We start from the raw sequence: 12,332 nt of genomic DNA, 5'->3' as shown, positions 1-12,332 counted from the left end.
AGTAAGTTCATATGAGACGTGTTGATGTCGTATATACGCTGTTGCTTAATGAAGACGAGACGAAGATCCTGATGGTTAAGAACCACAGCAGAAATGCTTGGACGCTTCCGGGAGGCGCGGTAGAGCAAGGAGAGACGCTGGAAACAGCTGCAATTCGCGAAGCGAAGGAAGAGACTGGACTGGACGTGGAAATCGGCGGCGTAGTGGCGGTGAATGAAGGCTTATTTACGGAGCTGGGGCAGCATGTCGTATTTGTAACTTTTCGCGGACAAATTACTGGGGGGCACATGGAGATTGTCCGGCCGGATGAAATTGCAGCCATCGAATGGATCGAAGTAGAGCGCGCCGATGAGCTGATGCCCTATTACAAGGAGAAGCTTAGGGATATTGTGCGCCGAGGCGCCGAAGTAGCCTATTATGACGAAGGCGTTCGCGCGAAGTAAACAGCAGTTGGCGTATCTTTAATCGAGTCTATGCTCCCAATCTGCGGAACACTTTGCTATAATGATTTAGAATTTGATAATAACTACAGTACGGGGTGCGATACATGAGAGCATATTTAGATCTGCTGCAGGATGTGCTGGATAACGGAACGGTCAAGGAAGACCGCACGGGCACGGGAACGCTGTCCGTATTCGGCCGCCAGCTTCGATTTGATCTGAGCAAGGGATTTCCGCTCGTCACGACAAAGCGAATCCATTTGAAGTCGGTTATTCATGAACTGCTTTGGTTCCTTAAAGGGGACACGAATATAGCTTATCTCAAAGAAAATGGCGTTCGTATTTGGGATGAATGGGCGGACGAGAACGGCGACCTTGGCCCGGTGTATGGCTCGCAGTGGCGATCCTGGGAAGCGCCGGACGGCAGAAAGATCGATCAGATTGCCAACGTGATCGAAGCGATCAAGAATAATCCAGATTCACGCCGCCATCTCGTCAGCGCCTGGAATGTGGCGGAGGTCGATAACATGAAGCTGCCGCCATGTCATTTCGTCTTCCAATTTTATGTGGCGAACGGGAAGCTGTCGTGCATGCTGACGATGCGGTCCGTCGATACATTCCTCGGCTTGCCATTCAATATTGCCAGCTATGCGCTCTTGACCCATATGGTGGCGCAGCAATGCGGGCTGGAGGTTGGCGAGTTCGTCTGGTCCGGTGGGGACGTCCACATCTACAGCAATCATGTGGAGCAGGTAAAGACGCAGTTGGTACGGGAGCCTTATGAACTGCCAAAATTGGTAATCAAGCGTAAGCCGGATTCGATCTTTGATTACGTGTATGAAGATTTCGAATTCGTCGGTTATGAGCATCATCCGACAATCAAAGCGACGGTAGCCGTATAGCAGCCGCAGTTTAATAGGGGAGAAGAGGGGTGTGCTATATGGGCATTTCGCTAATTTGGGCCATGGATCGAAATGGCTTGGTTGGCAAGGGCAATGATTTGCCCTGGAGATTGCCAAACGATATGAATTTCTTCAAACAGCAGACCAAGGGCAAAACGGTTGTGATGGGCCGAAAAACATGGGAGTCCTTACGAGTCAGGCCGCTTCCTGGCCGCCGGAATATCGTGCTGACGGGTGACCGTTCGTATGAAGCCGAGGGCTCTGAAGTAGTGTATTCCGTGAACGAAGTGCTGGATATCGCGAAGAGCGATGACTTAATGGTCATTGGCGGCGGCAGTGTGTACGGGCAGTTTATTCCGCATGCTGACAGATTGTTCGTTACCCGGATTGACGCCGAATTTGAGGGAGATGTACATTTTCCGCCGTTGGATTGGTCGAAGTTTGTCGTGATCGAGGAGATCCCCGGCATTCGGGACGAGAAGAATTTATATGATCACCGCTTTATGATCTATGAACGGCGCAAGGGCTAAAGAATAGAAATTAAACCAGCAATCTTCTAAAATATGATATAATAGAGTGTGCATCGGAGCTGCGCGGAGCGCAGCTCTTTGTTTTGGCTATGACAGGAAATGAAGACGTAATTGTGATAGAAAGGCGGCTTAACCGATGAAAACGCTCGTAATCGCAGAGAAACCGGACATGGGTCGAACGATCGCTGCCGTCATCGAACCGAGAGCGAAAAATAATCGATCGTATTTGGAAGGCGAGCATTACATCATCACTTGGGCGATCGGCCATTTACTAGGTCTGGCGGAGCCGGACGCTTACGATGAGAAATACAAGCGCTGGAACTTTGGCGATTTGCCGATCCTGCCCGATCGATTCAAGATCGTGCCTAATCCGAAAACGAAGGATCAGCTGAAGACCATCGGCGAAGTGGCCAAGCGCTGCAATTGCATCGTCAATGCCTGCGACGCCGGGAGGGAAGGCCAGTACATATTCGCTTTGATCCAGCAGCAGCTGAAGCTGACGCAGCCCGTTAAGCGGCTGTGGATTTCCGATTTGACGGCGGAGAGTATCCAGAAGGGCTTCGATTCCTTGCATGAGGAGGCGGAATTTGAGAATTTGACGCAGGCGGCGAGAGCGCGAAGCGAAGCGGATTGGCTGATCGGCATGAACGCGTCGCGCGCTTTTACGACTAAGCATCGTACGCTGCTGTCCGTCGGCCGGGTGCAGACTCCGGTGTTGGCGCTTATTTACGACCGGCAAAAGGAAATCGAGAGCTTTGATTCGCTGACCTACTATGAAATAAAGGCGGAGCTGGAGCAGCTTGGCCGCAAGTATACGGGGACCTGGCAGGGTGATCGTCTAACAGATGCGGAGAAGGCGGCAGCTATCGCGGATAAAGTGCGGGGCAAGGAAGGCCGGATTAGCGAGTACGAGGTCAAGGACACGAAGGAATATCCGTTCAAACTGTATGATTTGACGCTGCTGCAGCGTGACGCGAACGCCAAATACGGCTATTCGGCCAAGAAGACCTTGGATTTAGCCCAGGCGCTCTATGAACGGCATAAAGTGATCTCTTATCCCCGGACGAATTCTAACTATGTGACAGAGCAAAATATCGACGGGATGCATAAAGCACTGCATATGCTCAAATCCGGCCCCTACCAGCAGCTGGTGGAGGGTGCGAATCCTAGGCTTGTGCACGTGGGCAATAAATCGGTCTGCAACCCGGCGCGGGTCGAGGATCACCATGCGATCCTGCCGACGCTTCGGCGGGCCGGGACGCTCAGCAAGGAAGAGCAGAATGTGTACGATCTGGTGATTCGCCGCTTTCTCTCGCATTTCTATCCGCCTGCGGAGTACAAACAGCATACCGTGCTCACCGAGGTTGCCGGCGAAACCTTCAAGACGAATGTGAAAGAACTGCTATCCCTGGGCTGGAAAGTATGTCAGCCTGAAGATCCGCGGGCAGGCAGCCGCGGGAAGAAGAAGGATGAGGAAGAGGAGCAGGAAGAACTGGTCAGCGAACCGTTCCACGTCGAGAAGGATAAGCCTGTCCAGTGTCTGGATGCGCAGGCGAAGGAGAAGGCTACCCAGCCGCCAAAGGCTTATACGGAGGGCACGCTGCTGAAAGCGATGGAGAGCGCCGGGAAGCAGCTCGAGAACGAGGAGCTGCGGGACGCGATGAAAGACGCAGGACTCGGCACGCCGGCTACACGGGCCGCGACGATTGAACGCCTCAAAAACGTCGGTTACATTACGATGCAGGGTAAGCGCATTACCGTAACCCAAAAAGGAAGGACGGCCATCGAGCTCATTCGCCATGCCGGTATCGAGCTGCTGACCTCGCCGGAGATGACCGGGCAGTGGGAGCGCAGGCTGTATCAAATTTCGAAGGGTGAGGCGGCCAGAGAGAAATTCATGGAGAACGTCAAGCGCTTCACGCTGTCGATCATCGATAAAGTCCGGGTCCAGCCAAAGGCGGATGCTTCCCTATTCGAGATCAAGGAGGAAGAGCGGAAGGGCGGGCGCGGGAAAGGCCCGAAAGCGAAAAGTTCGGCCCAGCGCAAGGCGTCTGGTCCGGAACAGAGCGGAGGAAACGAACTCAAAAGACCGGATACGGTGGTGAAAAAACGCGTAAGCGGCTCAGCGCCAGGCTCTTTGCAGCCGCTTGCGCCCTGCCCCCGGGAGGGCTGCGGCGGCCAGCTTATCGAAGGGCGCAAAGGGTATGGCTGCACGCATTATAAACAAGGCTGCGGATTTGTCATTTGGAAGGAATACGCAGGCAAGAATATTTCCGTGAATATGCTGATTTCATTGGTCGGCAAGGGTCAGACGCAGCTGCTGACCTTCAAGCAGCCCGAAGGCGATTTCAAGGCGCGGATCGTGCTCGCCGATTCCATGAGCGGGAAGCTGGATTTGCAGCGGGCCGAAGAATAGTCTGCAAGCATTTATCATAAACCAAAAATGAAATAAGGTTGCCTAGAGTTAGGCAACCTTATTTCTGTTCTTAAATAACGGTTTGAAACCTGAGGCAATTTACCTGCCGCTGTTCCGGATCGTCATCGCCAGGCTTTCGGCGATAATGCCGGGTACTTGCTCCAAGGAGGATATCGTGTACATCGACGTATCTGCAGGCTGCTTGATATCAACCAGATTATAGGACCATTCCGTGGGATGCTTGATATAGATCGAGTTAATTCCCGCGGCTACCGCCGGGGCAATATCCGTGCGCAGGCTGTTGCCAATCATCCAGGTGCGTCTGCGGTTGAAGTGCCGCGACCGTAAAATTTCCTCCAGCGCCTCGGCATTTTTATGCGTGCGGATGTAGATTCGGTCGCCAAAGTACGAGGACAGCTTCATCCGTTCGATTTTGCGCTGCTGGATCGATGCGTCGCCGCCTGTGTATAAGTTCAGCTCATGGCCTTGCTCGCTCAGCAAATTGAGCGTTTCCACCATGCCGGGGTAGGGCTCTACTTCCTGGTCGTATACGCTCATGCCAAGCTGGGATAGATGCTCCTCCTCGATCAGGTTGGCTTCACGGCCGATTAATGAGCTGAAATAACGGTACGTGTCCACGAGCGATTCCGCAAAGTGGCTGCTAACGAAGCCCAGCTTCTTGACGCCGGCAACGTCAATTTCCGTTTGTTTGGCAAGGATTTCACGTGCCGTAAGCCGCTCTGCCCCAAACCATTCCAACAGCTGGTCAGCGAATCGCTCCAGAATTTGCTCGAAATATATATTGCAGTAAATCAGTGTGTCATCCAGATCAAAAATGATTTGTTGGCGCAGTGTATCGTTCAAAACAGGTCACTCCTTTGTACAGCGGGAAACAATATTACTATAACCGGATATAGGATTCCAAAAACATTTGCAGCTCAGCTGCCCCATCCGGCCGGATGCTGAATTTCTCCGTATCGACGTCGACGAGATGTACGCGAAGCAAGCCAGCCACGCGCAGGCGCATCAGATGATGCATCAGCTTGTCTTCGGATTCGTGCAGGTTACTGACCATTTCCTGCAGTGATTTCGGTTCATTAGCGACATAGCGGAGCAGGCGAAGGCGTTCTGGATTGGCCAGTGCCCGCGTTAGCCGCAGCAGACATGTCGGCGGTTCGTCTTCGTCTAGCTCGGGAATATCGATCGGATATTGGATCAGCAGTGCACCGTTATAGAAGCAATAGGTGTTGATGGGCCGGAAATGTATGGATGGGACAAGCACAACCTGTTCGCTTGGCAGCCCCGCTTCAAGAACGATTCCGCCTGAGGCGTATTCTACGAGCGCTTCAGGGTCCATTTTATGCAATAAGGTGGATTTCTCGGCCGCATCCTCTTCTAAGAGAGGTGTATATTGCGGAGCAACATCGATAAAGTACAAATCATTCCATTTCCGAAGCAGCGGGACATAACTAGTGCGAATACGCTCGACTTCTTGAGTATTCATATCGGGGATATAGGATTTAATACTATGGTAAAGGGTATCATTTGCGGCATGCTCCAGGTCGTCGAGAAAGGCGTCGATGCTATGGCTGGAACGATCCATCGCCCAGGCATACAGCACATCGTAATCGGAAAAAGGAAACTTCGCGGCAGCGGCGAAAGCCTGCTGTGCATCCAGGTTAAAGCGGGAGCCGATATCTTCCAGCCACTCCAGTCCTACATCCAGATTATTCACCCATTTGCGGGTCGTAAATACTATGAAGCTGCTGATGAGCTCATATATTGGAGAAACGTCAACTTTGACATTGTATGTCATGACAAGAAACCTCCCTGACATCTTTACATCCATATCCATTATGGCTTGTTTGCTATGAGATTGTCTACTATAATGTTTATTGTTATAAGCCGTGGGTGGAATGCCTGGTTTGAATTATAACCTACAAATGATTGTGGAAAGTCGTCATCTGTTGACGATTTTCTTTCTTTTTAGCGAAGGAGCAGAATTACATCTATGGAATATCATCACAAACGCTTGTTTTCACCAGTATTTATTCTGATCTTAGTCATCATTGCCGCTGGACTAAGCCAGGGCTTGCTTCTGCCCGTTCTATCCATATTTATGGAGGAGCGGGGGATCTCCTCCTCCGTGAACGGCTTGCATGCGGCTGCCCTTTACATCGGCTCCTTCGGGATGTCTCTTGTCGCGGTAAAGGTGCTGGAGAGGATTGGCTTCAAGAAGCTGATTCTTGGGGGAATGGTGCTGGTTATGGTGGCACTTCCGCTATTTCCGCTGATCTCGAATCTCGAAGTCTGGTTTATCCTGCGCCTGCTGGTGGGCATAGGCGACAACGCGCTGCATTTTGCATCCCAACTCTGGATGATGCTCATCACGCCTCCGAATCAGCGAGGCAGAAATATTTCCATCTATGGGATGTCTTACGGCATCGGCTTTTCTATCGGGCCGCTGGCCATCCGGCTGCTGCCTTACGGGCAGCTTGTCCCGTTCCTGCTGCTAGCTATTCTGTTCGCTTTGGTTGCCTTGCTCGTATATCTGCAAATGCCGGATACCATGCCTGACAAACTGGACGAGGGAAAAGGGAAAGCCTCCGGCTCACGAAAAACGCTGCGAATATACCGTTTGGCCTGGTTTGCATTAATTCCGTCGGTGCTCTATGGCTACATGGAGGCTGCGATGAATAGCAATTTTCCGATTTATGGGCTGCGCACGGGGCTGACCGCAGGCGAAATAGCTACATTATTGCCGTTTTTCGGTATCGGCGGACTGATTCTGCAGCTGCCGCTAGGCTACTTAAGCGATCGGTATGGACGTAAAATTATTCTTATGATTGCGGGAAGCCTGGGCGGCCTGCTATTCCTCATCGTTCCTTTAATAGGAAGCGATTATTTTGGACTTCTGGTGATTTTCATGCTTACCGGCGGCCTGGTCGGTTCATTTTTCTCGCTTGGCTTGGCCTACGCAGCCGATATTTTGCCGCGGCATCTGCTTCCTACGGCCAACGTGATCGCTTCCATTCATTTTAATATCGGCAGTATCGCGGGTCCGAATTTGGGCGGAGCTGCCATGCACTTCGGTTCGGCCGGCTTGCTGTTCGTGATTCTCGGTTTGTTTTATTTGACATTTTCGGTGGCGGGTTTGCTGTTTCGGCCGAAGCTGGGAATAAATCATAAATTATGAACATGGTGTAATGGATTTTCAGAGCTATTTCCAATAAACTAAAGGAAGAGAAGCATTGACCAAAGGAGAATCGACATGTTTAAGGTGAACAACCTCAAGAAATCGGTAGAAGGCAATACCAAAGAAGTACTGCACGGGATTAGCGCCGAGTTTGAAGCGGGAGAAATGATCGGAGTCGTCGGGCCCAGCGGAAGCGGCAAGAGCATTTTGCTGCAATGCCTCGCCCTACGGGAAAGCTGGAATGATGGAGACTATACCTGGGATGGCAAATCAGTCATTCGCGGCGGCGGCAAGGGAGCGGGAAAATTTCGTTCCAAATGCGCATACTTGGAACAGAATCCTACACTTAACCCCGAGAAAACCGCGCTGAAAAACGTGCTGATCGGCCAAGCCGGGCAGACATCGCTGCTAAGGCGTCTGACAGGCATGGTTCGCTCGGACGATTATATGGGCGCGATGGACGAGCTGGAGAAATTCGGCTTGCTGGACAAAGCGCATCTCAAAGCGGGCAATTTAAGCGGCGGTGAACGGCAGCGCGTGGCGATTTGCCGGGCGCTTGTGCACGGCGCGGGCTTTATTGCGGCGGATGAGCCGGTCATCGGACTGGATCCACACTCTGCGGACAAAGTCATGGCTACGCTCAAAAGTTTATGCACCGAACAGGGAAAGACGGTCATCGCGGCGCTGCCGATCGAGCTGGCGGAGCGGTACTGCACGAGAATTTGGGGCATTTACGACGGGCAGCTCCAGCTAGATGTGAAGGGAAGACGTCTAACCGGCGAAGAGAAGCGGCAAATCGACTTAGCATGAAGAGAGTGATACGATTGAATTTAACCAGATGGCTTCCCCTTCTGGGAAGCGCATTGCTGCTGCTTGTGCTTAGCGGATGCAACTTTATGATGGATCCGAAGCTGCTGATGAAGACGCCTGAGCTAAGCTCTGATAAGGAGACGCTGAGAAGCGTCATCAACGCCGAACTCAAAGGTGCGGTGATTCGGCCTCGCGACGCGGCGGACATTAGCTCAATCCGGGTGGTCGACCTCAACAAGGACGGCATCATGGAAGCGGTGGTCTTCTACGAGACCCCGATGGAGAAGGTCAAGGTTCATGGCCTGATTCTGGAAAACCGGGACAATACGTGGATACCAAAGGTCAGATTCGATGGAGAAGGCCAAGTGCTTGAATCTTTTGAACTCAAGGAAGTGACCGGGAACGGTGAGATCAATATCGTTGCCGGGTTCTCGAGCGGGGAGAAGCAAACCCAGAAAGGCTTAATCGTCTATTCCTATACGGGAAGCTCGGTGGAGCGGATTTTGGAGCTTCCATATAACTATTTCATCATCGATGATCTGAATGATGACGGCCAGCTTGATATTACAGTTGTATCGCTCAGGAAGGATCAATATACGACGATAACGACTTATCAATATGACCAATCGTTTCAGGAGTTGGCTAAGCTGCAGCTCGATGATGCGGTAAGCGGTTATTACAACGTTGTTCATGGCAACATTACGCCGGATAAGCGCGGAATTATTCTTGACGCCATTTCGGGCGAGCATTCCGGATATTCCATCATTATTGTGATGGAAGACGGCCAGCTTGTAGATCTCATACCTGACCAGAGTGCGACGTTGAAGGATTACCAGATCATGAGCGGTGATGTCAATGATGACGGTATTCTGGAAATCGGCATGCTGGAAACCCCGAGAGGCTGGGAATACATCGCCTTTGACGATATTCCTTGGCTGTTCTCGTATTATCGATGGGATCCGAGCAATGGTTTGACTTTTGTTATGCAGCAATATATGGATTTGGAAGGCCGGTTCTATTTCAATCTTCCGAAGGAATGGTGGGGCAAAGTAACGATCGATATTAAATCCATCAAGGATGAACTTATCAATTTCATAGATATCGATACGAATGCGACGCTCGCGGAAATCCGCTTCTTCTCTTTAGCGGAGTGGGAGCAGGTCAAGGAAGACTGGGAATTGCTCGCGCGCGACAATGATAAAGTGATCGGTTTCCTTAGCCATACCGATTTAAGAGTGAATAAAGGCGAGAAAGAAATTAAGCGATAATCGCTTAATGCAATCAAAAGGGAGGAAGGCAAAGTTGAGCAAAGTGTTAATCTTGGAAGACGAAGAATCCATCCGCAGCTTTATCGTGATCAACCTGAAGCGCAATGGCTTTGAAGTAATCGAGGCGGCGGACGGCAATGAGGCATTGGACCGGTATAACAGTATCCCGGACATCGATATCGCTTTGCTGGACGTTATGGTGCCGGGAATCGACGGTTTCGAGGTATGCCGCAAAATCCGGGAATCGAATGAACGGATCGGCATCATTTTTCTAACGGCCAAGGTGCAGGAGCAGGATAAGGTATATGCTCTCTCCGTCGGAGCGGACGACCACATCAGCAAGCCGTTTAGTCCGACTGAACTCATTGCCCGTATCCAGTCCTTACTAAGACGGGTGAATGTGTACAGGGAGAGCAGCGCGAAGGTATCCTTTACCTCTGGGCCGTTCACACTCGATTTGATCAGCAAGCAATTCAAGAAAAACGGACAGCTTATCGAGCTTACCCCAACTGAGTTTTCACTTATTCAGTATTTTCTGGAGAAGGAGAACACGCCGCTGAGCCGCGATCTGCTGTTGGATCATGTCTGGGGCAAGGAATATATGGGCGACCCCAAAATTGTTGACGTAAATATTCGCAGACTGCGTCAAAAAATCGAAAACAACCCTTCCGAACCGGCCTTCCTGCAAACCGTATGGGGGCACGGTTATAAGTGGAAGGGCGAGGGGCAATGATCAAAAAAGGGATCGGGCGCCAAATCGTCCTGCATTATTTCATCGTAGTATTTGTAACCCTGTTTATGGTTGAAGTCATATTTGCCTTCGCCTTGCGGACATATTACTACCAAACGATCGAGAACCATATGTCCAACCATGCTACAAGGACAACGGATTATTTCCAAAGATTTGTGAAGCTCTATGCGGAGAGGGATCCGGACTATTTCACGGAGATTCTCCGCACGTTCGAGCTGGATAATACGGAGCTGATGGTCTTAAACCGGAAGGGCGAGGTGAAGGCCAGCAGCACGCAGTTTCAGGCGGACAAGCCCATTCAGACGAGCGACGTGCCGCAGGCCGTCGCCGGAGGCGTCGGCAAATGGGTAGGGCGGCAGGCCACCGGAGAATGGGTTATGGCCGTATCAACCCCTCTGCAAGTCCGTGGCGAGAACCGCTATATTGTCAGGTATGTTACCTCCCTGGAGGACGTTAATGCCAAGCTGATGAACATGACGCTGCTTTCCGTGGGCGTAGGCTCAGCTGTACTGGCTCTGGTGACGCTGTTCAGCATCGGTCTCGCCAACTCGATCGTCAAACCGATTAATAACATCAGGGCTGTTTCCGCGCAGATGGCTAAAGGAAAATTCGATGCGCGGATTAAAGGAAATTATAAATACGAGCTCGGAGAGCTGGCGGCAACCTTGAACTATATGGCCGAGGAAATTGTCCGCAGCAACCAGATCAAGGATGACTTCATCTCGTCGATTTCCCATGAGCTGCGAACGCCGCTAACTGGCATCAAAGGCTGGAGTGAAACATTAACCTCCGGCGGCTTCGACCCGGAAGAAACGAAGATCGGCATGCAGATTATTTCCAAAGAGACGGAACGGCTGATCGGCCTTGTCGAGGAAATGCTTGACTTCTCCAAGCTCCAGCAAAATGAGATGAAGCTTGTCATCGGTAAGGTGAACCTGAAGGAGCTGCTGCAGGAGACGATGCTTAACGTATGGGCTAAGGCCGAGCAGAAGCAGATCCAGCTGAAGCTAGATGATCGCGCGGAGCGTCCTGTGATTGTCGTTGGAGATGGCAACCGTCTGAAGCAGGTATTTTTGAATCTGGTGGATAATGCGGTTAAATTTTCAAATGAAAACAGCTGGATTCATCTCGTCATCACTTTAAAAGATAGCAGTACGGCTCTCGTGCAAGTAATCGACAGCGGAATCGGGATTAGCGAAGAGCATTTAGGCAAAGTGAGCGACCGCTTCTTCCAAGTGAATCATAACCGGGGCGGCACGGGGCTCGGGCTGGCCATCAGCAAGCAGATTGTCGAACTGCATAAGGGTGAAATGCAAATCCATAGCGAGCTCGGTGCAGGGACCACCGTATCTGTTACGCTGCCTCTGCTGGAAATGGTAGGGGAAGCAGGCTCTGGAGCGGAAGGCGCGGAAACGGCGGAAACTTCGGGTCTGTTAACTGGGAACGAACAAATGGGTCAAGATGGGATGAACGAGGATGCATAATTTATGGGAAGAGATCACTACACCGCACGGATCATTTGCGATTGCGCTTGCCGCTGCACAGGACAAGGATACCGTCCGCGAGATGCTGATCGAAGCGGCGGAGTGGATGGCAACCCTTGGCGTGCAGCAATGGAATCCGCAACAATTTACGGCAGCGGAGATCGATCGGTATTTTGCCGAACGGGAAGTTTACCTGCTTATACGTGAGGATCAGGCAGTCGGGATGTTTACACTGCAGAGCAGCGATCCCGAGTATTGGGGGACGCTGAATGAAGAAGGCTGCAGCTATCTGCACCGATTAACGGTCCGCTCTTCCTGGCGAGGTAAGCAGTTGGGGGGAGCGATGATTGCATGGGCCGCCAAGCGAACGAAGGAGCTCGGCAGAAGAGCATTACGCTTGGACTGCTGGGACGGCAATGCAAAGCTCAACCGCATGTACGCCGGCATGGGATTCGTTCATAAAGGCACGGGAAAGAAGCAGGGCAGGGGTTATAATCTGTATGAAATGAATTTAAATTTGCGGTAATGTTGAAGA

Annotated in this window: 12 protein-coding genes; 10 read left to right on the top strand and 2 right to left on the bottom strand. The window is 51.5% G+C overall.

The features are described 5' to 3' along the window. Window positions 1–11 precede the first annotated feature (11 nt). The 4 genes from QNH46_RS13170 to QNH46_RS13155 all read left to right on the top strand — a co-directional run bounded on the left by QNH46_RS13170 (window position 12) and on the right by QNH46_RS13155 (window position 4,288). On the top strand, window positions 12–443 hold the full coding sequence (locus tag QNH46_RS13170; RefSeq protein WP_283924726.1) for an NUDIX hydrolase: 432 nt from the start codon (window positions 12–14) through the stop codon (window positions 441–443). Between the two features lie 104 nt (window positions 444–547). Further along, on the top strand, window positions 548–1,342 hold the full coding sequence (thyA, locus tag QNH46_RS13165) for a thymidylate synthase (RefSeq protein ID WP_283924725.1): 795 nt from the start codon (window positions 548–550) through the stop codon (window positions 1,340–1,342). 38 nt (window positions 1,343–1,380) lie between these two features. Continuing rightward, the gene (locus tag QNH46_RS13160) at window positions 1,381–1,872 is read left to right on the top strand and encodes a dihydrofolate reductase (protein WP_283924724.1); all 492 of its coding nucleotides are present in this window, start codon (window positions 1,381–1,383) and stop codon (window positions 1,870–1,872) included. A gap of 136 nt (window positions 1,873–2,008) precedes the next feature. Continuing rightward, window positions 2,009–4,288: a type IA DNA topoisomerase gene (locus QNH46_RS13155; RefSeq protein ID WP_283924723.1), complete on the top strand. Its 2,280-nt coding sequence runs from the start codon at window positions 2,009–2,011 to the stop codon at window positions 4,286–4,288. 99 nt (window positions 4,289–4,387) lie between these two features. On the opposite strand, the gene QNH46_RS13150 is transcribed toward QNH46_RS13155, so the two are convergent. Then, complete coding sequence (locus tag QNH46_RS13150) at window positions 4,388–5,152, bottom strand: HAD family hydrolase (RefSeq protein ID WP_283924722.1); 765 nt, start codon at window positions 5,150–5,152, stop codon at window positions 4,388–4,390. Window positions 5,153–5,189: 37 nt separating this feature from the next. Beyond that, window positions 5,190–6,104 carry an ArsR/SmtB family transcription factor gene (locus QNH46_RS13145; RefSeq protein ID WP_283924721.1) on the bottom strand — a complete coding sequence of 305 codons (915 nt, stop codon included), beginning with the start codon at window positions 6,102–6,104 and terminating at the stop codon, window positions 5,190–5,192. 195 nt (window positions 6,105–6,299) lie between these two features. Between QNH46_RS13145 and QNH46_RS13140 the strand changes: the two genes are divergently transcribed. From QNH46_RS13140 to QNH46_RS13115, 6 genes are all read left to right on the top strand, one after another. Further along, window positions 6,300–7,484, top strand: coding sequence for an MFS transporter (locus QNH46_RS13140; RefSeq protein ID WP_283924720.1), 1,185 nt, complete (start codon window positions 6,300–6,302; stop codon window positions 7,482–7,484). Window positions 7,485–7,559: 75 nt separating this feature from the next. Beyond that, on the top strand, window positions 7,560–8,294 hold the full coding sequence (locus QNH46_RS13135) for a phosphonate ABC transporter ATP-binding protein (RefSeq protein WP_155612890.1): 735 nt from the start codon (window positions 7,560–7,562) through the stop codon (window positions 8,292–8,294). A 5-nt stretch (window positions 8,295–8,299) separates the two neighbouring features. Further along, window positions 8,300–9,562 (top strand): hypothetical protein, encoded by a 1,263-nt coding sequence (locus tag QNH46_RS13130; protein ID WP_283928433.1) that lies wholly within the window; start codon window positions 8,300–8,302, stop codon window positions 9,560–9,562. A gap of 34 nt (window positions 9,563–9,596) precedes the next feature. After that, window positions 9,597–10,295, top strand: coding sequence for a response regulator transcription factor (locus QNH46_RS13125; RefSeq protein WP_155612888.1), 699 nt, complete (start codon window positions 9,597–9,599; stop codon window positions 10,293–10,295). Then, window positions 10,292–11,797, top strand: coding sequence for a sensor histidine kinase (locus QNH46_RS13120; RefSeq protein WP_283924719.1), 1,506 nt, complete (start codon window positions 10,292–10,294; stop codon window positions 11,795–11,797). Before QNH46_RS13125 ends, QNH46_RS13120 begins: the two co-directional genes overlap by 4 nt. After that, complete coding sequence (locus tag QNH46_RS13115; RefSeq protein ID WP_283924718.1) at window positions 11,790–12,323, top strand: GNAT family N-acetyltransferase; 534 nt, start codon at window positions 11,790–11,792, stop codon at window positions 12,321–12,323. The genes QNH46_RS13120 and QNH46_RS13115 overlap by 8 nt, the downstream gene beginning before the upstream one ends. Window positions 12,324–12,332: the final 9 nt, after the last annotated feature.

This window comes from Paenibacillus woosongensis (assembly GCF_030122845.1).
Classification (GTDB): Bacteria; Bacillota; Bacilli; order Paenibacillales; family Paenibacillaceae; genus Fontibacillus; species Fontibacillus woosongensis_A.
This window is presented reverse-complemented; position numbering and strand designations above follow the sequence as displayed.